Source organism: uncultured Subdoligranulum sp., assembly GCF_963931595.1.
GTDB lineage: Bacteria > Bacillota > Clostridia > Oscillospirales > Ruminococcaceae > Gemmiger.
Window position 1 is genome coordinate 2,509,179 of the sequence record NZ_OZ007030.1, and the last position, 21,844, is coordinate 2,531,022.

Consider the following 21,844-nt stretch of genomic DNA (forward strand, 5'->3'; position numbering starts at 1 on the left):
AAGGAGGGGTCTGTATGCCCAAAACCAACCGATTCCGCCGCACCTTTCTCGCCCTGGGCGCGCTGGCCCTGGCCCTGCTGGCGGCCGGCACGATCTGGCTGCGGCTGGGCTGGCGGGCCGTGGACGTGACGCTGGAGGACCTGGCCGGGGACCCCGCCGCCCTGCGGGGATTCACCCTGAACGGCCGGATCAACTGGAACCATCTGACGGACAGCCTGCATTTTTCGCTGCATGACGGCTATCTGGACACCGCCATGGTCTTCGGCGACGGGGAGGCCCCCTTCCTCAACCGGCCCATCGTGAACACCGACCAGACCTACGCCATCGCCACGGCGGAGCGGGCCGGCGCCGACCGCGGCGCCAGCGAGGTGCCCCAGTTCAGCGCGGGCCCCCGCACGCTGCAGACGGTGGCCACCCGGCTGGACCGGATGTACACCCTGAAGGTGCAGTTTCCCGGCGCGGAGGAGCGGTATGTTCGGATCTCCGCCGGGGAGTACACGTTGGAGGACCCGGTGATGGTGGAGAGCTGGGTCACCGACCACCCCTACGAGCTGGATTACCGCTACGACTTTGACTGGAACGACCCCGACGACGACGCCCGGGCCAGCTGGCCGGACAGCGTGGTGGACATGCGTCCCTTTGCGCTGGACGGGGTGCCGGTGGTCTGCTGGGAGCAGGACTATCTGGGCCGGGCGCCGGGGCTCTACCGGATGTACGGCCTGACCACCGAAGAAATTGCCGCCCTGCCCCGGGACGGCACCCGCGGCGGGGAGGAGATCCTCTGCGGCTCCACCGAGTTCGGCACGCTGGAGCCCTTCTACTGCCCCGAGGACGCCGTGCACGCCCTGACCGGCGCGGCCATGGCGGACGGGTACTCGCTGCTGCTCTATCTGGACGCCGACAACACGGTGTGGGCCGACCTGGTGGACGGGGACGGCAACCGCACCGACCACCGGCAGGTGACCAGCCTGCCCGCGTCGGATGTCTACGGCGCCGAGGTGAAGGTCCGCACTACCGACCGGGATGCCGTAGTGAGCCTGTACAGCAAGGACCTTGGCCCGGCTGTGACGGAAGAGCGCACTTCCAAACTGGCGGCGCTCCGGGCGGAGGACGGCCAGTTCACCATCGTTCACTGTGAGGATCAGGACCCCGCCAACACCGCCGCGGCGGCGGTGCTCAACGCCGAGGGCAATGCCCTGCTGCTGGGCTGGTACCACTACACTTCGCTGCCCGCCCCCGATGTGGGCAACCCGCCGGATGACGGCATCCTGCTGGAAGTCCGGCCGCTGGCGGGCGGCACCCGCTACCAGGGCCTGCTGCACACCGGCACCGAACGGGACTGGGGCCAATACTACGACGGGTACAGCTACCAGCAGAAGACCCGCTACCTGACCTTTGACCCGCTGGAAGGAGGTTTCCTCGCATGAAAAACGGGCAGAAACGTTTTCACCCCCTGGCGAGGCTGGCGGTGCTCACCGCCGCGGCGCTGGCGGCGGTGGGCGGGGCATCCCTTTGGCTGCAGAGCGGCTGGCGGGCCATCACCCCCACGCTGCAGGACCAGATCGCCGACGCCTCGGAGCTTACGGGCTTCACCCTGTCGGGGCAGATCGCCTGGCGCGGCGGGTATGACCTGCTCCACTTCACATTGCAGGACGGCGCCATCCGGGCCAGCATGGAGCTGGACGCCCCCTACCGCGCCGTGGAGCAGGGGCTGCGTCCCTGGTACCTGGTGAGCCGCAGCTATGTGGCGCCGCCCCAGGACCGGGACACCCTCAACGCCGCGGCCACCTTCACGGGGTCGGGCTCGGACGGCAGCAAGATTCTCTCGGTGCCGGTGGAGCGGGTGCTGCGGATGTACACTTTGCAGCTGCCCGACAATACCGTCATCCGGCTGGCTGCCGGGGAAACCGACGCCGACACCTACGCCACCGCCTCGGCCATTGTGCGCCCCGACACGGTGTGGGTGAGCGAGCTGGACGGCGGCTACGACTTCCACTGGAACGGCGCCGGCATGGAAACCGAGACCGCCTGGTCCTTCGACCCCACCGGGGGCAGTTGCTTTGCGCTGGGCGCCGGGTACGGCGTCTGCTGGGAGCAGGACACCCTGGGCCGGGTGCCGGGGCTCTACCGGGCGAAGGGGCTGACGCTGGACGAGGTCGCTGCCCTGCCCCGGGACGGGCTGGTCCGTGACCGGGAGGTGCTCTGCGCCTCCACCGAATTCGGCACGCTGGAGCCCTTCTACTGCCCCGAGGACGCCCAGGAGGCGCTGGCCGGGGCATCCATGGCGGACGGGTCCACGCTGCTCCTCTACCGCACGGCGGAGAACATGCTCTGCGCCGACCTGGTGAACGCGGCGGGCAGCTGCACCGATCACCGGGAGCTGGGCGAGGCGGAGGACTGGTCGGACATTCTTCCGGCCACCACGAGACTGCTGCCCCGCACCACTGACAGCGAAGCCTTCCTGACCATCACAGCGGAAGACGGCTGGCTGGTGCTGCTGCGGGCGGAGAACGGAAAATTCACGCTGGCAAAGCTGATGGAGGACGACATTTTCCTGCGGCCCGACGCGGTGGCGCTGAACGAAGCCGGGGACAAGATGCTGCTGGCCAAGAGCGAGTATGTCTATAACATCGGCGGCAGCGCCACGCTGCGCTCCCCCACCGAGGACTCCATCGAGCTGCGGGTGGTGGAGCTGGACAGCGGCCATGTGACCTACATCGGCAAACTGCAGACCGGCGCCGAGCGGGACTGGGCGCGCTTTTACACCACCCGCAACCTGCACGACGACCGCTACATCACCTTTGACACACTGCAAAAGGACGGAGGACTGCTGCCATGATCGAAGTAAAGAATCTGCGGAAAACCTACCGCAAACACGGGGCCGAGGTGGGCCTGCTGGGTGCGGATTTCACGGTGCCGGAGGGCCAGATCGTGGGCATTCTGGGGGAAAACGGCGCCGGCAAGACCACCCTTTTGCGCTCCATGGCAGGGCTTCTGCCCGCCAAAGGGGAGGCACTTTTTGACGGCAAGCCCGCAGCGGCCCAGTATGAGCGGATCAGCTACATCACCGGCGAGGGCAGCTACTACCCCACCCTGACGGCGGCGGAGTACGGCGCCATGCTGGCCGACCTGAACCCCGCCTTCGACGAGGTGCGGTACAAAGAATTTCTCGACTTTTTCAGCCTTTCGGGCCGGGACGTGATCGGGCATCTCTCCACGGGGCAGAAGGCCCGGGTGGAGCTGGCCGCCGGCTTTGCCAAGCACGCCGACTACTACCTGATGGACGAGCCGTTTTTGGGCAAGGACCCCTTCACCCGGAAGGATTTCCTCAAGCTGATGAGCGGCACGCTGCGGGGCGGCGAGACCATCCTGCTGACCACCCATTACCTGGAGGACGTGGAGCATTTCCTCGACCGGGCCATCATCGTACACGCCGGGCGCATCGCCGAGGACGTGCTGGTGGAGGAACTCCACGAGGCCGGGGACACCCTGCTGACCCGCATGGCCAAGGCCTGCGGCTGGGACCCCCAGCACTATCTGCAATTCGGGCAGCACGACGCCTGAACTTTCCTGAATACGCAAAACCCCGCCCCGCGCTGAAATGCGCGGGGCGGGGTTGTTTTATGGCGGATTCAGATACGCCGGTTTAGTCGTGGAAGCGGCGGTAGAGGACGATGCCGCCCACCAGCACCACCAGCACGATGACGCCGGCGGCCACAGGCACCACCGGGAAGGAGGCAGTGTCCGTATCGGTTTCAGGTTCCGCCGAGGCCTCGGGGGTGGCGGTGGGTTCGGGGGTGGGGGTAGCCGTAGGTTCCGGGGTGGGCGTGGGGCTGGCGGTGGGGGCCGGGGTGACGGTGATGGTGGTACCGCCCTGGCTGCCGCTGCCCTTGCCGGAGCTGCCGGAACTGCCCGTGCCGGAACCGCTGCCGCTCGGGGCGGCGGTGGCGGCGGGGTCCACGGCCCACTTGGCGTAGATGGTGGTGTCTTTGGTAAGGACCACACTGCTGACGGCCTGGGTCAGGGCCTGGTCGGCGTACCAGCCCTGGAAGAGGTAGCCCGCCCGCACAGGGGTATAGGGCCACAGTTCCACGGGGGCGCCCAGGCCGCGGACCACATCGTCCAGGGGCAGGCCGCCGTTGGTATCAAAGTGGAGGGTGCGTTTTTCGGTGGTGGTTGTGGCGGAGGAAGAGGAGGAAGCCCCGCCGGAGGAGGTGCCGGAAGCCTTTTCCACCGTGAAGGAGAGGTTGAGGCTGGCCCCGGCGCCGCCGTTGCCCACCACCAGGATGGTTTCGTTGTAGACGGCCACGGGCTGGTCGGCCTTGGGCTGCACCGTGAAGGTGGCGGTTTCGCCGGGGGCCAGGGTGAGCCGGCTGAGGCTGCCCACCAGGTATTTGGTGGCGGTGGGCTGGGTGAGGGTCAGGGTCTGGTTGCCGGTGTTCCTGACGGTGATTTCCCGGGCGGCGGGCTGGGTGTAGCCGGGCTGCACGGTGCCGAAGCCGATGGCCGCCGGGTCGATGGTGAGGGCGTAGGTCTTGGCGGTGACGGTGACGGGGCAGGAGGCGACCTTGCCGCTGCCGTCGTTGGTGGTGACGGTGATGGCGGCGGTGCCGGGGGCCACGGCGGTGACCTTGCCGCTCTGGTCCACCGTGGCCACGGCCGTATTGCTGCTGGACCAGGTCAGGGTCTTGTTGGTGGCGTTCTCGGGGGTCACGGCGGCGGTGAGGGTGGCACTGTCCCCCGCAAAGAGGGCGAGGGTATTCTGATTCAGCGTCAGGCCGGAGACGAGCACCGGGTTGACTTTGAAGGTGAGGGTGAGTTTGACTTCACCGGCGTTTTGGTTGCTGACGGTCAGTTCTTCCGCATACTGTCCCACGGCCAGGCCCGCCTTGGGCTGCACCGTGAAGGTGGCGGTGCCGTTGGGTTCAATCGTGGCGCTGCCGTTCTCGAAGCCCTTCCCTGCCGCAATGTCAAAGTTCGTGGCGATGGGCAGTTTGACGGTGACCTGCTGGTTGCCGGTGTTGGTGATGGTGACGGTCTGGGCCGCGGGCTGGGTGTAGCCGACCTGGACGGCATCGAAGGTAAGCTCGGCCGGGGCCACCTGGATGGTGTAGGTCTTGGGTTCTACCGTCACTTCGCAGGTGGCCGAGATTCCGCTGCCGCCGTTGGCGGTGGCGGTGATAGTGGCGGTGCCGGAGGCCACGGCGGTGACAACGCCGTTTTCCACCTTGGCGATTTCAGGCTTATCGCTGCTCCAGGTCAGAGTCTGGTCGGTGGCATTCTTCGGTTCCACGGTGGCGGTCAGGGTTTCGGTGTCGTCCACCACCAGGGAGAGGGTATTTTTATTCAGCGTCACGGATGCGACGGGGATCGATTGGACAGTAAGGGTGGCGGCGACGCTGGTGACGGTGCCCGCCGTGTTGCTCACCACACACTGGTACTGGTAGCCGTTCATGTCCAGCGCGGTGGTATCTGTAGTGCAGCTATTGCTGGTTGCGCCGGGAATATTGGTCCAGGTTGCGCCGCCGTCGGTGCTGTACTGCCACTGATAGGTCGGGCTGGTGCCGGTGGCGGCCACGGTAAAGGTGGCGGTCTGGCCCACGGTCACTTCCTGGCCTGCGGGCTGGGTGGTGATGGTGGGGGCGTAAACGACTGTGCCGCTGCCGGTGGGTTTGCCTTCCAGGTTGCCGCCGCTCTGCACCGTGATGGTCTTGCCGTTCGTGTCCAGAGAGGCCCCCTCCGGGATGGTCAGGGTTTCGCCCGCACCAACGGTGAGGTCGTTCTGCAGGGTCACATTGCCGTAGACGGTGCCGTTACTGCCGTTCCAGACGATGCCGCCGGTGTTTTCTCCACCTGCTCCAACTTGAAAAGCAGCGGTAGAATTAATCGAAAACCCACCAGTCTGCACGTCCACCACAGCATTGTCAGTGACGGTCAGGCTAGGAATGCCGCCGCCGGCATTCGAACCAATTTGATAAGTAATTCCGTAATCAGCGCTAACCGTCAGTTTTCCGCCATTTACTGTAAGAGCAGCATTGGAATTGTTGGTACCGGAGCGAAAATAGATACCCCGGTCACTTCCATTTGCGGTTGAAACGTCAACTCCATTAATGGTAAGGTTTGCGTACCCAATACTGCTTGATACCTGAATCCCTACCCCATAGCCATTTCCTGTTCCTTCTGCAGACAAACTGCCGGAACCAGTGATAATCAGGTCTGAGTCACCATCTCCACTCACATAGATTCCATAGCTGCCGGAAACGGTGTTTGTTCCTATTAAGTTAATCGTTACTGACAAAGCTTGTTCATTCTTGGTTTTTGCACAGATTCCCGCACCGAGTGTTGTACCATCAAATGCACCTCCCACAATTGAAACATTATTCAGCGTGAGGGTAGCGGTACTGGTGTCGTAGTAAAACTGACCGCTGGCAGGTTCTGCACCGTCAACCTTTGTCCAAGTTCCATCTTGGTTTTCATAGCAGCCGCTTTCTGTAATTAGCTGACCGCTTACATACAGGTCACTTTCTCCCGCCGCCAGCGCCGCGGTGGGCAGCAGGCCCAGGCAGAGGGCCAGGACGCAGAAGAGACTTACAATGGTTTTTTTCATACGGGTTCCTCCTTCGGCGGGCAGAACTTCCGGGCAGGGGCCGCAGCCCTGCCAGCGGCGCCCGGGGGCATAGCTCCCATCTTGATAGGTACTTCCAGCATACCATATTCCGACAAAAAAAGGAAGAATTTTTGCCCGTTTCCGCGCAGATTTTACAACTTTCACAAAACAGGGGGCCGCCCTGCCGGGCGGCCCGCCGTCCGGTTTTTTACCCCGTTACACCCGCAGGCCCTGGGGAATCAGGCCGCACTCGTAGGCCTTGACCAGGGCCTCCAGGTCCCGCACACGCTCCCGCTTGCGCACACCCTCGTCGGTGTCCGCCACCTGGATGCGCCGGGGCGCCGTGTAGATATACTCGCTCTTGCTGGCGATGTCCTCGTCCTCGTGGATGGCCTTCTCCATGCTCTCAAAGGGCTGGTGGGTGCGCAGGATCAGTCCCCGGGAATTGCAGACCAGCGTGTACCCCGCAATGCCGGTGCGCTGGTGATAGGCCCGGCAGAAGCCGCCGTCGATGATGATGAGCTTGCCGCCGCCCTTCACCGGGCTTTCCCCCTCGATGGCCCGCACCGGCACATGGCCGTTGACGATGTGGCAGCCTTCGCCGTGCAGCCCGAAGGCCGCCAGGATCTTGTCCGCCGTCTCGGGCCGGTCGATGAGCCGGTAGTAGGGGTCCTTCACCTCCACGTGGGTGGCGGGGTCGGCGATGTAGAGCCGCTCGAAGGTGGTCATGGCGCTGCGGCCGAAGAGCGGCGACTGCGCCCCGCACCACAGATACCACAGAAAATCCTGCCCCGCCTGCCGCGCCGCGCTGCCCGCCGGGGCAAAATACCCCTGCCGAGCCCGCCGGTCGCAGTAGTCAAACAGCGCCTTGCCGCTCCAGGAATGGCCTTCATAGACGTGGGCGGCAAATTCGCCGTCCTGGGTCATGGGCACCGCCCCGTGGTAGAGCAGGTTCCCGTTGCAGATCTTGTAGAGCGCCCCGTGGGCGTACAGAAACTGCACGTGGCGCTGGAGCCGCTCGCTCTCGGCAAAGGCGCGGACCAGCCCGTCCACCACCTGCTGCTCCTCGGCGGTGAGGGCCGTGGGATTTTCCGGCGTCACGGTGTGGAAATCCCGGTCAAGCAGGAGGTACTCGCTGTCCCCGCAGCGCACCGTGCCTTTTTGCCAGTCGATGCGTTTCAGCCAGTCCCGCTCCTCCATGCGGAAGTCGGGGTTGCGCTCGATGACCTCCGATTCCAGCTTGAGCATGAGGATCGTCACCGCCTTGTGCATCCGCGCCGTGGCCGTCAGGTCCCCCGCCGCCGCGTTGCGGGCGTCGGTGTGGGGCAGCCAGCGGGTCACGTCGGAAGCGCCGTAGGTGCGCTGGGCAAACCGCTCCAGCTGCCGCAGGCTGATGCCGTAGCCGCTTTCCAGGGTGTCGGTGTTGTTGTAGGCCAGGGTGGTCTTCAGCACCGTCAGGATGCAGAGGGGACTGCCCGCGGCCGCCCCCATCCACACCACGTCGTGGTTGCCCCACTGGATATCCACCTGGTGGTGGACCATCAGGCTGTCGAGAATCCGGTCCGGCCGGGGGCCACGGTCGAACAGGTCCCCCACAATGTGCAGCCGGTCCACCGCCAGCCACTTGATGATCTCGCACAGGCGTGTGATGTAGGCGTCCGCCCGGTCGTGGCGCAGCATGCTGTCGATGATCTGGCCGTAGTAGCGGTCCTTGTCGTGGTCCTCAAAATGGGCGTGGAGCAGCTCGTCCAGGATGTAGGCACAGCTTTCCGGCAGACCCGCCCGCACATGGGCCCGGGTGTGCTTGCTGGAGACAAACCGGCACAGCTCGATGAGCCGCAAAAGCGTCACCCGGTACCACGCCGCCAGATCGGTCTGCTCGGCTTTCAGCTCGGGCAGCTTCTGGGCCGGGTAGTAGATGAGCGTCGCCAGGTCGGCCCGCTCCGCCGGGGAGACCGAATCCCCCAGCACCGTGTCGATCTTCTCGCGGATGACCCCCGACGCACTGTTCAGAATGTGCACAAAGGCCTCGTGTTCGCCGTGCAGGTCGCTCATGAAATGCTCGGTGCCCTTGGGCAGCTGCAGCACCGCCTCGATGCGGATGATCTCGCTGGCGGCTGCCGCCACCGTGGGAAACTGCTGCGCCAGCAAGCGCAGATACCGCAGATGTTCACTGTGGGTGGGCATGGGTAAGCTCCTTTCCGGTACAGGATGCGGCAAAGGCCTGGTGCAGCTGCCCGGCCAGCGCCCGCATCGCGCCGGGGTCGGGTTTTACCACGCGGCGGTCGTAGGTCACAAGGCCGTTGACCTCGTCCTCCACGTCGGATAGCTGGGTGTAGATGGCCCCGCAGAGACCTTTCGCCACCGCGGGCAGCACCTTTTTTGTGTAGAGCCGGTTCAGCGCCTGCTGCAGTTCCGCCGGGCTGCGGCTGGTGCTGTAGCCGTAGCTTTTGTCGGGGTTGAAGCGGTGGCCCTCCACCGCGAGACAGCACCCGCCGAACTCGGAGAGCACCAGGGGTTTGTCCTTGGCCCGCAGCCGCCAGGGGCCGTAATAAATGTGGCGGCTGTCCACGTCGGTGTCGCCGCCCCGGAACCAGCCCGAGGTGGTGTCGATGAAGCGGGAATCGTCCAGCTGCCGCAGCCGGGCATAGGCTGCCGAGGAGGCAAACTGCCCCCAGCCCTCATTGAAAATCGTCCAGCAGACGATGCAGGGGTGGTTTCCCAGCTGGGCCACCGTGGCCGCCATGCCGTCGTAGAAGGCCTGGCGGGTCTTCTGGTCGGGGTGCATCCGGGCGTCGCTGCGGCGGCGCTGCAACCCCAGGGTGGGCCAGACGGTGTCCCGCCAGTAGGCGTAGTCGCCGTTGTTGACCATGTCCTGGAAGACGAACATCCCCAGTTTATCGCAGAGCCAGTAGAAAATTTCCGGCTCTACCTTGATGTGCTTGCGCAGCGTGTTGAAGCCCAAGTTTTGCATAGTGCGGATGTCCTGCTCGTAGCAGGCAGGGTCCGCCGGGGTGAAGAGTCCGTCGGAGTAGTAGCCCTGGTCCAGCACCCCGTGGAAAAACACCGGCTCCCCGTTGAGGCAGAGCCGCGGATGGCCCCCGGCCTGCCCGATGGTCAGCTTGCGCAGGGCAAAGTAGCTCTCCACATGGTCGGTGGGGGTGTCGATGGCGAATTCATAGAGGTAGGGGTCGGCGGGGCTCCACAGCCGGGGCGCCTCGGGCCGGATGGCCGCCCGCCCGGTGCGCAGCGGCACCGTCAGCGGGCCCTGGGGTGTCTGCACCGTGACGGTGCCCTCCTGGGTGGAGTCGCCGGTATCCAGCAGGGCCACCCGGTCGTCCGCCCGGATGGTGAGCCCGGGAATGGCGTGGGCGGGCAGACTTTCCAGCCAGACGGTCTGCCAGATGCCCGACACCGGCGTGTACCACATGCCGCCCCGCTGCAAGACCTGCTTGCCGTAGGGCAGCACGGTGCTGCGCAGATCGTCCCGCACCCGCAGTACCAGCTCATTCTCCCCGGGGCGCAGAGCGTCGGTGAGGTCAAAGGTCATGGATTCGTAGCCGCCCAGATGGCGGCCCACCGGCGTGCCGCTGCACCAGGCCCCCAGCAGCTGGTCCGCCGCCCCGATGTGCAGTACCACCCGGTCTTTGGCAAAGCCTTCCGGCAGGGTGAACCGCCGCCGGTACCACAGCGTCTGGCCCTCGCCGTAGTGGGCGCCGATGCCCGAGAGGGTACACTCAGGGCAGAAAGGGACGAGGATTTCCCGGGGAAATTCGCTGGGCGGGTTGCCGCCGTCGGTGACGGCAAACTCCCACAAGCCGTTGAGGTTCATCCACCCCGCCCGCCGGAACTGGGGACGCGGATAGTCCGGCCAGGGTGTGCCGGACAGGCGCTCCCCCGCCGGGGTCAGCAGCGTTTGCAGCATGAGGGGTCCCTCCTTCCGCCCTTAGCCGGGCAGGCGTTCGTAGGCAAGGCGCGGGCTGCCGTCCGCCACATGGATGATGCCGCAGCAGCGAAAGCCCGCCCGGGCGATCAGTTTCTGCATGATGTGGTTGTCGGCGTGGGTGTCGATGCGCAGATGGGGCTGCCGGGCCGCCGCCCAGCCGATGGCCGAGGCAAAGACACCGTGGCAGGTGCCGTCGCTGCCCAGCCGGTGGATGGTGGCGTAGGGGGCGTCGCTGAGCCAGGCGCCGTCAATGACGGCGTAGGTGGGGTCCTCCCCCGGAACCAGGGCAAAGGCGGCGCGGGGCGTGTCCCCGTCACACAGCACATAGAGCTGCTCTTGGGCGATGTCCTGCCGCAGGAGTTCGGGCCGCGGGTCGGTGGTTCCCCACTGGGTGGGGTTGCCGCTGGCCGCCATGAAGGCCCGGGCCGCCCGGTAGATGGCTGCCAGGGCGGGCAGGTCGCCGGGGTTGGCGGGGCGGACCGAGAGGGGGGTCAACGGGCGGCCTCCGCGGGGGCTTCCATCCGTTTCAGCTCCGGCATGACGGTGCAGCGCATCGTGATGTAGCAGGCAAGGCCGCCGATGAAGTTGGAGATGGGTTCCGCCAGGAAGACGCCGTTGCCGCCCAGCCCGGCAATGTGGGGCAGCAGCAGGGTCAGCGGCACCACGATGATGGCCTTGCGCAGCAGCGAGAAGAAGATGGCCATTTTGGGCTTGTTCAGCGACTTGAAGACGCTCTGGCCGCTGAACTGGAAGGCCATCATGACGAAGCCGAAGAAGTAGATGTGCAGCGACGGCACGGCGGCGGTAAGCAGGTCGGGGTCATGGTTGAAGATCATGATGAAGGCCGCCGGGAACAGCGAGATCAGCGCCCAGATCAGCATGGTGTAGCCGAAGCCCAGCTGGGTCATGAAGCGGATGGCCTTACGCACCCGGGGCACATTGCGGGCGCCGTAGTTGTAGCTGATGACCGGGGAGGCGCCGTCGGTGAGGGCCATGACGGGGGTCTGGGCGATCTGGCGCACCGAGTTGATGACCGTCATGACGCTGATGTAGAGGTCGCCGCCGAAGGTGCGCAGGGTGGCGTTGCAGGCCACCTGGACGAGGCTGTCGGTGAAGGACATGACGAAGCTGGAGGTGCCCAGCGCCGTGATGCGGCGGATGCAGGCCCAGTCGGGGGAAAAGCCCCGGAAAACCAGGCGCAGCTCGGTTTTGGGGCCGGTCAAAAACCGCAGCACCCAGGCGGCGGACAGCCCCTGGGAGATGACGGTGGCGATGGCGGCGCCCCGCACGCCCAGCCCGCAGGCATAGATGAGGATGGGGTCCAGCACGATGTTGGCGGCGGCGCCCAGCAGCACGGTGAGCATGCCGATGCGGGCGAAGCCCTGGCTGTTGATGTAGGGGTTGAGGCCCAGGGAAGTCATGACGAAGACGGTGCCCAGCAGATAGATGACCAGATAGTCGGCGGCGTAGCGGTAGGTGTCGTCGCTGGCGCCGAAGAGGTAGAGCACCGGTTTGTGGAAGACCAGCCCCACCACGGTGAGCACCAGCCCGCAGACCACCAGCATGAAGTAGGCGTTGGCCATGATCTTGCCGGCGGTTTTATCGTCCTTCTGGCCCCGGGCAATGGAGCAGAGCGGCGCTCCGCCCACCCCGAACAGGTTGGCAAAGGCGGTGACCAGCGTGACGATGGGAAAGCACAGGCCCAGTCCGGCCAGGGCCAGGGTACCCTCCCCGGGGATTTTGCCGATGTAGATGCGGTCCACAATGTTGTACAAAAGATTGAGCACCTGGGCCACCAGCATGGGGGCGGCCACGTCCAGGATGCCGCGGCGCACATCGCCGGTGGAAAAATCCACCTGGCCGCCGTGGGAGGTCGATGCCATAGTTCTCTTCCTTTCCTATACCACAGATTCTGTTTTATTATAGCATATTTCCCCGCCCGCCGGAACCCGGGGCGCGGCGGTTGTTTTTGCGGCCCGGTTGTGGTACAATTTGCCCATATTCCGGAAAGGGGTGGAAAGTATTGTGAACGTATTCGACATCATCGGGCCGGTCATGATCGGTCCCTCCAGCAGCCACACGGCGGGGGCGGCGCGCATCGGGCACATTGCCCGGCAGCTGCTGCAGGACCAGCCCGTCGCCGCCAAAATCGTACTCTACGGCAGTTTTGCCAAGACCTACAAGGGCCACGGCACCGACAAGGCCCTCATCGCCGGCATTCTGGGCATGGACCCCGACGACGCCCGGCTGCGGCTTTCGCCCCGGATCGCCCGGGAGGAAGGGCTGGCCATCGACCTTTCCACCGGGGAGCTGCCCGAAGGCCATCCCAACACCGCCCTGCTCACCCTGACGGGGCGCGGGGGAGGTACCGTGACGGTGCGGGGATGCAGCATCGGCGGAGGCAACATCCTCATCGACGCCATCAACGGCATGCCGGTGCGGATCAGCGGCCAGCATCCCAGCCTCATCGTACAGCACCGGGACCGTCCCGGCGTCATCGCCCAGGTCACCGACATTCTGGCCGACCGGGGCGTGAACATCTGCAATTTTTCCCTCTCCCGCCGGCAGAAGGGCGGGGAGGCCGTCATGACCATCGAGATGGACGGCGGGCTGGACGAGATCCTGGCCGCCCGCATCCGGGCGCTGCCCGCCGTGCTGCTCTGCGTCATGCTGCTGCCCTGAAGGAAAGGAGGACGCCATGGAAGAACTGAACTACCATTCCCTGGCCGGGCTGGTCCTGGCCGCCGAACAGGCAAACGAACCGCTGTCGGCGCTGGTGCTGCGCCAGCAGGCCGCCCAGCTGGAACAGACCGAGGAGCAAGTGTTCCGCCACATGGAGGAAAACTTCCGGGTCATGGCGGCCTGCATCGAGCCGGGCTGTGACCCCGACCTGCGGTCCACCAGCGGCCTCACCGGCGGGGACGCCGCGAAAATGCGCCGCCGGGTGGAGGCGGGGCAGAACCTCACCGGCCCGGTGCTGGGCGGGGCGCTCTACCGGGCGCTGGCCGTCAGTGAGCTGAACGCCGCCATGGGCCGCATTGTGGCGGCCCCCACCGCCGGCAGCTGCGGCATCCTGCCCGCTGTGCTGCTCACCATGGAGGAGCGGGGCGCCACCGAACATGACTGCGTCATGAGCATGTTCACCGCCAGCGCCGTGGGGCTGGTCATTGCCGAGAACGCCTGTCTGGCCGGGGCCCAGGGGGGCTGCCAGGCGGAGTGCGGCAGCGCGGCCGCCATGGCGGCCGCCGCGCTGGTGGAACTTTCGGGCGGCACGCCCCAGATGCTGGACGACGCGGTGGCCATCGCCCTGAAGAGCCAGCTGGGGCTGGTCTGCGACCCGGTGGCCGGGCTGGTGGAGATCCCCTGCATCAAGCGCAACGCCGCCGGGGCGGCCATCGCCTTCATGGCGGCGGAACTGGCCCTGGCGGGCATTTCCAGCCGCATCCCCGCCGACGAGGTCATTGTGGCCATGCGCCGGGTGGGCAACACCATGTCCCCCACCCTGAAGGAGACCGCCGAGGGGGGCCTTGCCGCCACCCCCACCGCCTGCCGTTTGCGCAAACAGGTGTTCGGATAAAAGGCTGCGGGATTTTCCCGCACCGCCGGAGCCGGACTGTTCAACATTTTCCCGCCCGCCCCTTGACAGGGGCGGGTTTTTGGGCCATCTTTATTTAGGAACCTAAGTATAAGGAGGAAGAACCATGCAGCACGACCGTCACGCCGCGCGGTATGTGAGCAAGCTGTCCAACAAGCTGCGCCGCCGCATCGACGCCTTTTCCACCCACGGCAGGATGAGAGGGTCCCAGGGGCGGGCGCTGCACTTTCTGCTGGCCCAGCAGGACGATGTCTTCCAGAAGGATATCGAGGACGAGTTCAGCCTGCGCCCCTCCACCGCCACCCAGCTGCTCAAATCCATGGAGCGGGACGGCCTCATCCGCCGGGAACCCCTGCCCCGGGACGCCCGCCGCAAGCGGATCGTCGTCACCGACAAGGCCCTGGCCTACCGTGCCGCCGTCATGGCCGACATCCAGGGGCTGGAGGCCGAGCTGACCCGGGACGTGGACGCCGCCGACCTGGAGGTCTTCTTCCGGGTCATTGAACAAATGCTGGACAATATGCACTGAATCCCGCTGCCGGTTTTTCCCGGCAGCGCTTTTGCGCCCCCGATACTTAGGAAACTAAACTTTTTACGGAGGTCTTGCTATGCAGGCAAACCAGGTGGACTATCTCCACGGCAAACTGTTCCCCATGATTCTGCGGTTTTCCATTCCCGCCGCCATCTCGCTGCTCATCACCGCCATCTACAACATTGTGGACCGGATGTTCGTGGGCAACGTCAACGGCACCTCCGCGCTGGCGGGCCTGTCGGTCTGCTTCCCCTCTCCTACATGATGATGGCCTTCGGGCTGATGTGCAGCGCCGGCGGCGCCACCTTCTTCAGCCTGCTCTCCGGCCAGGGGGAGACCAGGCGGATGCACAAGGCCTTCGGCAACGCCTTTGTGCTGGTCTGCGGCTGGGAAGTGCTGCTCACCGTCTTTCTGCTGGTGCTGGCCGACCCGCTGCTGGTGCTTTTCGGCGTCACCGACACCGCCTACCCCTACGCCATCGCCTACTACCGCATCGTGGCCCTGGGATGCCTTTTCCAGGGGCTGTCCCAGCTGTTCTGCGACTTCGTGCGGGTGTCCGGCAAGCCGGTGCTGGGCATGTGCGTCACCGGCATCGGCGCCGTGACCAACATCATCCTGGACGCGGTCTTCATCGTGGGGCTGGACTGGGGCGTGGTGGGCGCCGCCACCCTAAGCGACTTCGCCATCCTGAAAGCGCTGGCCGCCGACGGGCTGGGGGTGAGTTTCCTCTACGAGGCGGCGGTGGCCCGGGAACTGGCCGGGGGCCGCCTGGCCCGGTTCGATCTGGCGGGCATCCCGCTCCACGGGGCCTTCTATTTTGTCTGCCTGAAGGACAATCTTTTTGCCCGCAGCTGGATGGACTGGCTGCCCTGAAACAAAACAAAGCGCCCCGCGGTTTTCCGCCCGCGGGGCGCTTTTCTATGGGAAGAAAGGGAATGTCTCAGTTCTGCTTGGCGGCGGGGAAGATCTTCTTGTTCACGAAGAAGAAGACCACCATGGAGATGCCGCCGTTGAGGACGGTGGTGCCGATGTTATAGATGAAATCGGGCACCAGCAGGCCGGCCACCGCCACCCAGATGCAGTTGATGGAGTTGACGATGCAGGTGATGAGGCAGAAGGCGGCCAGATACCAGCCGATCTGGGGGCCCAGCTTGCCGTTGGAACGGAAGACGAAGTTGCGCTGGATGGGGAAGTTGATGCACTCGCCGATGACCATGGCCACCATGTAGGCGCAGAAGTAGGCAAGGCCGCCGTGTTCCTGGTCATAGCCCAGGATGTTCCACTGGAAGGTCTCGCCGAACAGCGTCAGCGGGATGCCGGGCCAGCCGAAGCTGGCGTCCCCCAGGCCCGCGAAGGCCGCGGGCAAAAACTGCAGCAGCAGGTACTTGAGCACCGTGATCAGGTTGCTGACGATGACGAAAAGTCCGCCCTCCCGCACCCATTGGGCGGCGGCGGGGTGTTTTTCGGCAAAGGCGTTCCACAGTTTCATTGCTTGTGTCCTCCTTCCGCCAGGCGCTTTTCCATCGCCTTGTTGGCGCGGTCATTTTTCACGAATTCCACCAGCAGACGCACGATGCCGATGATCCAGAAGCCCTTGAGCTCCATGACCAGGGCGTCCACCATGCCCATGCTGACGATGCCGCCCGTCATTTTGGCGATGGCACGCAGCGGCATGTTGTAGTTGAACAGCAGGTTCAGGTCGGGGGTGCCGCTCTCCAGGCTCTTCATGAGCAGATGCTTGTGGATCACATGCACCAGCCAGCCCAGCGGGCTGCGGGCATGGCCGATCTCCCCCAGCGTCATGTTGCGGTCGATGGCCACCTTGGACACCGGGATGGGATGGCCCAGCAGCGCGGTGAATTCCTCGTCGGGCACATCCTGGACCTGGCCGCTCTGGTAGTGGGGCAGGGTCAGTCCCTCGTAGGGGTTGGCGTCCCCGGAGGCGGCCACCGTCACGGTGGCGGTCAGCTGGATGTCGGCGCTGGAGCCGCCCACACGGACCTCGTAGCTGCCGCCCTCCACGGCCCAGCGGCCGGCGGGGTCGTTCCAGTAGCGGAAGGCCTTGTCGTCCAGCGGGATGGTCACCGTGCGGCTCTCCCCAGCCTCCAGGTGCACCCGCAGGAAGCCTTTCAGCTCCTGGGCAGGACGGAAGATCTTGGCGTCGGGTTTGGCGATGTAGACCTGTACCACCTCGTCGCCGGCGCGGTCACCGGTGTTTTCCACCGTCACCGTCACACCGTTGGGGGTGGCGGTCAGGTTGCTGTAGGCAAAGGTGGTGTAGGACAGGCCGTAGCCGAAGGGATAGGCCACCGGCACACCGGCGGTCTGGTAGTAGCGGTAGCCCACATAGAGGCCCTCCCGGTACTCCACGTTGCGGCCCGGGCCGCCGAAGTTGTGGTAGGAGGGGTTCTCCTCCATGTGCAGCGGCCAGGTCTCGGCCAGATGGCCGCCGGGGTTCACCTTGCCGGTGAGCACATCCAGCACGGCGCCGGCGCCGGCCTGGCCGCCCAGGCCCGCCCACAGCAGGCCCTGGCAGTGGCTCTGCCAGCCGGTCTCCACGGCGCTGCCGCTGCTGAGGATGACCACCAGCTTGGGGTTCACCCGGTGGATGGCCAGCAGCAGGTCGATCTGGTTCTTGGCCAGCTTCATGTCGCTGCGGTCAAGACCCTCGCTCTCCTTCACCTCATCGAGCCCCAGGAAGAGCAGCACCACGTCGGCCTGGGCCGCCAGCTCCACGGCTTTCGCCTGGAGGGAGGGGTCCGGTTTGCCCTGGCGGTTGAAGCCCTGGGCAAAGCCCACGCTGTGCAGGCCGCTCTCCTCGAAGACCTGCAGGAAGCTGTCCACCTTGGGGGCGTTGACCACGCTGGACCCGGCGCCCTGATACCGGGGCGTCTGGGCGAAGTCGCCGATGACGGCGATTTTGGCCTCGGGGTCCAGGGGCAGCAGGTCGCCCTTGTTCTTCAGCAGGACGATGCTCTCCGCCGCGGCCTTGCGGGCCAGGGCGTGGTGGGCCTCCCAGTCGATGGTCTTGGGCGCCTTTTCCAGGGCGCCGGTGGTGTCGTTGATGAGGTTGAGCAGCTCCTCCAGCCGGACGTTGATGTCCACCTCGGAGATCTTGCCGTCCTTCACGGCCTTGCACAGCTCCCGGGCGGAATCCAGGCCCGGGGCGGGCATCTCCAGCGTGGAGCCGTTCTTCACGCCCAGGGCGTGGTCGTTGGAACCGCCCCAGTCGGTGACCACCGCGCCGTCAAAGCCCCAGGTGTCCCGCAGGATCTCCTGCAGAAGATGGGCGTTCTCGTTGGCGTAGGTGCCGTTGATGAGGTTGTAGCTGGTCATGATGGTCTTGGGATGACCCTCGGTGACGGCGATCTCGAAGTTGGTCAGGTAGAGTTCCCGCAGGGTGCGCTCATCCACGATGGAATCGCTGGCCATCCGGCGCAGCTCCTGGTTGTTGGCGGCAAAGTGCTTGGGGCAGGCCGCGATGCCGTTTTTCTGGATACCGCGGATGTAGGATGCCGCCATCTTGCCCGCCAGGTAGGGGTCCTCCGAGAAATACTCGAAGTTGCGTCCGCACAGCGGGCTGCGCTTTACGTTGAGGCCGGGGCCCAGCAGCACCGCCACGTTCTGGGCGGCCGCTTCCTGGCCCAGGGCCTGGCCCATCTCCTCGCCCAGGGCGGGGTCCCAGCTGGAGGCCACCGCCGACGCCGTGGGGAAACAGGTGGCCGGCTCGCTGGGGTTGATGCCCAGGTGGTCGCTGGCGCCCGCCTGCTTGCGCACGCCGTGGGGGCCGTCGGACAGCCAGATGGACGGGATGCCGAACTGGGGCAGGCCCCGGCTCTGGAAGGTATCCCCGCCGGAAAGCAGGGCGCATTTCTGTTCCAGCGACAGTTCCCGGATTATGCTTTTGACATCAGGCATAGTTACAGATGCTCCTTAACAAAAGAGGGCTGCGCCCGGCGTCTGCCTGTCAGCAGAAACCAGGCGCAGCCAGTGATCCTTAGACGGAAGTTTCAGAGGATGTCCGTATCAGAAGCGGGGCATCAGGCCTCGGTGTTCTCCTGCACGGTGGCTTTGGCCTCTTCCTCCTTGCGCTTGGTGTAGCCTTTCCTGACCACACCGACTTCCAGACCCACAATGATCAGGACCAGCACCACGTCGATGGTGATGGCGCCGATCTGCCAGGCAGGCATGCCGGGGTTGAGGTTCTCCTCTGTGTAGGCACGGGAGTTGACCACGGTGTAGAGGATGTTGTGGGTGGCGGTGCGCATGGCCTGCAGACCGCTGTTGCCGATGTTGCCGTCGGTCAGGCTGCCCACCATGCTGGTCTCGGTGGGATAGTTGACCAGCATGCAGTCGGTGCCGTTGCGCACGCCCTGATCAGCGCTCATGTAGCCGTACACGCCGAAGTAGTCGGTGAGCACGAAGCCCTGGAAGCCCCATTCGTCACGCAGGACGGTCTGGCACAGTTCCTTGGTGCCGCCGGCCCAGCGGTTGCCGATGTAGTTGAAGGAGGACATGACAGCCTGGGCGCCGCCCTGCTTGATGGCGATCTCGAAGGGCTTGAGGTAGATCTCACGGATGGCCTGCTCGGTGCTCCAGGTGCAGAGCATGCCGCAGCGGTTGGTCTCCTGGTCGTTCATGGCGAAGTGCTTGACGTAGGCGTAGACGCCGTGGGTCGCAGCACCCTGGACCGCATGGGCCGCCATCTGGCCGGAGAGGAAGCCGTCCTCGGAGTAGTACTCGAAGTTACGGCCGGCGAAGGCAGAGCGGTGGATGTTCATGGCGGGCGCGTACCAGCCGGAGACATCCATCTCCTCGGCCATCTGACCGATGCTGTCGCCGAAGGAGGTGGCGATATCCACGTTCCAGGTGTTGGCGATCATCACAGCGGCGGGGAAGCCGATGGAACCGGTGCCGGTGAAGTTGTTGTTGATGGAGGCGGGACCGTCGCAGTCGTTGGTGCGCACCTTGCCGATGCTGTCGATGCTGTTGGTCTGGTAGCCGCCCAGAGAGATCAGGGAGTTCATTTCCTCCACGGTGAGCCGGTCCAGCAGGCCGTCCCAGGCGGGATCGTCGTAGTCCAGGCCGCGCAGATCCACCAGCTGGACATCGCCTGCCGCGCCGGTCACAGGGGCCTCGGCGTCGGGATCGTCATCGGTGGTGGCGTCGTAGTTGGAGATGTTGTAGAAGGTCGCCTTGGAGTCGGCGGGCATCTCGTAGCTGGCCGGGGCCGCGGTGGCCTGGGCGTAGTTGGCGAAATGATCCGCACGGGACAGATAGGTGGCCGTGCCGCGGGCATAGTCGAACTGGTTGGTGGCGGTGACTTCATCGCCGGAGCGCTTGTTGTCGCCGCTGTAGGTGATGGTGGCGGGCACGTTGTAGGTCTTGCTGTCGATGACAGTGTGGGAATCCGAGTTGATGGAGATGACGTAGTCGCCGGCTTCCAGCACGTAGGCCTTGGCGGTCTTGTCATCGTAGGAGGCCATGTCCTCCACGTTGAAGGTGACGGTCACATCCTCACTGGCGCCGGGCTCCAGGGTCTGGGTCTTGGCGAAGCCGATGAGGTTGGCGGAGGCCTTCTCGATGCCGCCGTTGGTGTAGGGCGGGTTGTAGTAGACTTCCACCACGTCCTTGCCGGCCACAGAGCCGGTGTTGGTGACGGTGGCGCTGACGGTGATGACGCCGTCCGCCTCGGTCACGTCGTTGAGGGTCTGGCTGAAGGTGGTGTAGGACAGGCCGTAGCCGAAGGGATACTGCACGGTCTTGTCGTAGTCGATGAGGCCTTCCGTAGCGGCGGTCTCATAGAACTTGTAGCCGACGTAGATGTCCTCCACGTAGTTGACGAAGGAAGGCAGGGTATCCTCCACTGCGAACTCGTCCATGTTGGTGTAGTGCATCATGCCGAAGTTGTTGAAGGTGGGGGTGGCGGTCAGGTCATAGACGAAGGTATCGGTGGTCTTGGCGGAGGGGTTCACCGCACCGGCGATGATGTTGCCCAGGCCGCTGAAGCCGGACTGGCCGGCACCGGGGCACCACAGCACGCTCTTGATCTGGGGGTACTGATCCACGAAGCCCAGCTCCATGGTGTTGGCGCCGTTGTACACCACGACGACCTTGTCGAAGTTCTTGCAGACCAGGTCCACCATGGCCTCTTCCTGGTTGGTCAGGTTCAGGTAGGTGTCGCCCTCGTCCCAGTCGTTGCCCTCGTTGAGGGTGTCGTCATACACCTGGTCGTAGCCCACGTCCTCGGCGGTGCCGGCGGCCAGAGCGGCCATGTCGGTGGGCAGGTCGGCGCCTTCGCCGCCGACGCGGGTGATCACGATGATGGCCGTGTCGGAGTACTCCTTGGCGCTGTTCATGAGCTCGTCGGTGTAGAGGCTGGCGGCGGGCTCAGGCAGCGTCCAGTCGCCGGCCCACATGCCCACTTCGGGACGGTCTGCCTTGTAGTTGGTGTAGAAGTCGATCAGTTCCTGGTTGGGGTTGAGGCCCGCGCCGCGCAGGCCGTCCAGCAGGCTGACCATGGGGAAGGCGTCGCTCAGGGCGCCGGAACCGGTGCCGCCGTAGCAGGGATTGATGGACGCCCAGCCGAAGACGTTCACGTTGTCGCCCGACGCCAGGGGCAGGGTGCTGTCGTCATTCTTCAGCAGCACAATGCCCTCTTCCGCAATGTCGGTGCACAGTTCGGTGGCAGCATCGGTGGATTCCTCCGAGATGGTGCCGCCGCCGGTGGCCAGGGAAATCATGGTGGACATGGGTCCGAATGCCACCAGGTTGGCAACGATGCCGAAGGCCAGCAGAATGGCCAGACCCGCCTGACTGCGGATCAGATATTTCTTGGTTTTGCCCAGCTTTTGGCAGGCGATCATAACGATGATGGCCAGCACCAGAACCACGGCAAACCCGATCAGGTAGGGGGCTACCGTGTTCAGCACGTTCAGGACATCATCCATATTGATAGCCAACATGTTTTTCTTCCTCCTTGTTGTACATTTTGGGATGAAGGGCCGCGCGCTCCCTTCATTGAAACAAAATTACTATAACGATTTCCACAAAGAATTTCTACACCCTTTGCAAAAACTGTCATTTTTGTGACACACTTTGTTCACAATCCCCTTTTTGGGCAAAAATGTATTGTGCAATTCTTACAGGTTTTCCGGGTCTTTC

At 64.9% G+C, this 21,844-nt stretch carries 16 protein-coding genes; 8 read left to right on the plus strand and 8 right to left on the minus strand.

Going from position 1 to position 21,844, the window contains the following annotated elements; genetic code table 11:
- The first annotated feature begins 14 nt into the window (after window positions 1-14).
- The 3 genes from ABGT73_RS12070 to ABGT73_RS12080 are packed head-to-tail and all read left to right on the plus strand — an operon-like array spanning window position 15 to window position 3,564.
- The gene (locus ABGT73_RS12070; RefSeq protein ID WP_346669913.1) at window positions 15-1,427 is read left to right on the plus strand and encodes a hypothetical protein; all 1,413 of its coding nucleotides are present in this window, start codon (window positions 15-17) and stop codon (window positions 1,425-1,427) included.
- A complete protein-coding gene (locus tag ABGT73_RS12075; protein ID WP_346669914.1) occupies window positions 1,424-2,839 on the plus strand; it encodes a hypothetical protein in 1,416 nt (471 codons plus the stop codon). Before ABGT73_RS12070 ends, ABGT73_RS12075 begins: the two co-directional genes overlap by 4 nt.
- Window positions 2,836-3,564 carry an ABC transporter ATP-binding protein gene (locus ABGT73_RS12080; protein ID WP_346669915.1) on the plus strand — a complete coding sequence of 243 codons (729 nt, stop codon included), beginning with the start codon at window positions 2,836-2,838 and terminating at the stop codon, window positions 3,562-3,564. The genes ABGT73_RS12075 and ABGT73_RS12080 overlap by 4 nt, the downstream gene beginning before the upstream one ends.
- A gap of 82 nt (window positions 3,565-3,646) precedes the next feature.
- Here the strand turns inward: ABGT73_RS12080 and ABGT73_RS12085 are convergent, their stop codons facing one another.
- The 5 genes from ABGT73_RS12085 to ABGT73_RS12105 form a co-directional block, all read right to left on the minus strand.
- The gene (locus ABGT73_RS12085) at window positions 3,647-6,607 is read right to left on the minus strand and encodes an Ig-like domain-containing protein (RefSeq protein ID WP_346669916.1); all 2,961 of its coding nucleotides are present in this window, start codon (window positions 6,605-6,607) and stop codon (window positions 3,647-3,649) included.
- Window positions 6,608-6,823: 216 nt separating this feature from the next.
- Entirely contained in the window at window positions 6,824-8,794 is a 1,971-nt protein-coding gene (locus ABGT73_RS12090; RefSeq protein ID WP_346669917.1) for a fructose-1,6-bisphosphatase, read from the minus strand.
- On the minus strand, window positions 8,778-10,532 hold the full coding sequence (locus ABGT73_RS12095; protein WP_346669918.1) for a glycoside hydrolase family 2 TIM barrel-domain containing protein: 1,755 nt from the start codon (window positions 10,530-10,532) through the stop codon (window positions 8,778-8,780). The genes ABGT73_RS12090 and ABGT73_RS12095 overlap by 17 nt, the downstream gene beginning before the upstream one ends.
- Before the next feature lie 21 nt (window positions 10,533-10,553).
- Window positions 10,554-11,048 carry a GNAT family protein gene (locus ABGT73_RS12100; RefSeq protein WP_346669919.1) on the minus strand — a complete coding sequence of 165 codons (495 nt, stop codon included), beginning with the start codon at window positions 11,046-11,048 and terminating at the stop codon, window positions 10,554-10,556.
- The gene (locus ABGT73_RS12105; protein WP_346669920.1) at window positions 11,045-12,436 is read right to left on the minus strand and encodes an MATE family efflux transporter; all 1,392 of its coding nucleotides are present in this window, start codon (window positions 12,434-12,436) and stop codon (window positions 11,045-11,047) included. The genes ABGT73_RS12100 and ABGT73_RS12105 overlap by 4 nt, the downstream gene beginning before the upstream one ends.
- Window positions 12,437-12,578: 142 nt before the next feature.
- On the opposite strand from ABGT73_RS12105, the gene sdaAB reads away from it, so the two are divergent.
- The 5 genes from sdaAB to ABGT73_RS12130 all read left to right on the plus strand — a co-directional run bounded on the left by sdaAB (window position 12,579) and on the right by ABGT73_RS12130 (window position 15,553).
- The gene (gene sdaAB / locus ABGT73_RS12110; RefSeq protein ID WP_346669921.1) at window positions 12,579-13,235 is read left to right on the plus strand and encodes an L-serine ammonia-lyase, iron-sulfur-dependent subunit beta; all 657 of its coding nucleotides are present in this window, start codon (window positions 12,579-12,581) and stop codon (window positions 13,233-13,235) included.
- A 16-nt stretch (window positions 13,236-13,251) separates the two neighbouring features.
- Window positions 13,252-14,130 carry an L-serine ammonia-lyase, iron-sulfur-dependent, subunit alpha gene (gene sdaAA / locus ABGT73_RS12115; RefSeq protein WP_346669922.1) on the plus strand — a complete coding sequence of 293 codons (879 nt, stop codon included), beginning with the start codon at window positions 13,252-13,254 and terminating at the stop codon, window positions 14,128-14,130.
- Window positions 14,131-14,254: 124 nt separating this feature from the next.
- Window positions 14,255-14,677: a MarR family winged helix-turn-helix transcriptional regulator gene (locus ABGT73_RS12120; protein WP_346669923.1), complete on the plus strand. Its 423-nt coding sequence runs from the start codon at window positions 14,255-14,257 to the stop codon at window positions 14,675-14,677.
- A gap of 79 nt (window positions 14,678-14,756) precedes the next feature.
- Complete coding sequence (locus tag ABGT73_RS12125; protein WP_346669924.1) at window positions 14,757-14,945, plus strand: hypothetical protein; 189 nt, start codon at window positions 14,757-14,759, stop codon at window positions 14,943-14,945.
- A 2-nt stretch (window positions 14,946-14,947) separates the two neighbouring features.
- Entirely contained in the window at window positions 14,948-15,553 is a 606-nt protein-coding gene (locus ABGT73_RS12130) for an MATE family efflux transporter (protein ID WP_346669925.1), read from the plus strand.
- Between the two features lie 67 nt (window positions 15,554-15,620).
- On the opposite strand, the gene ABGT73_RS12135 is transcribed toward ABGT73_RS12130, so the two are convergent.
- The 3 genes from ABGT73_RS12135 to ABGT73_RS12145 form a co-directional block, all read right to left on the minus strand.
- A complete protein-coding gene (locus ABGT73_RS12135; RefSeq protein WP_346669926.1) occupies window positions 15,621-16,169 on the minus strand; it encodes a GtrA family protein in 549 nt (182 codons plus the stop codon).
- Window positions 16,166-18,598, minus strand: a complete 2,433-nt coding sequence (locus tag ABGT73_RS12140) for a glycoside hydrolase family 3 C-terminal domain-containing protein (RefSeq protein ID WP_346669927.1) — start codon at window positions 18,596-18,598, stop codon at window positions 16,166-16,168. The genes ABGT73_RS12135 and ABGT73_RS12140 overlap by 4 nt, the downstream gene beginning before the upstream one ends.
- Before the next feature lie 122 nt (window positions 18,599-18,720).
- Window positions 18,721-21,645 (minus strand): glycoside hydrolase family 3 N-terminal domain-containing protein, encoded by a 2,925-nt coding sequence (locus tag ABGT73_RS12145; RefSeq protein ID WP_346669928.1) that lies wholly within the window; start codon window positions 21,643-21,645, stop codon window positions 18,721-18,723.
- Window positions 21,646-21,844 lie beyond the last annotated feature (199 nt).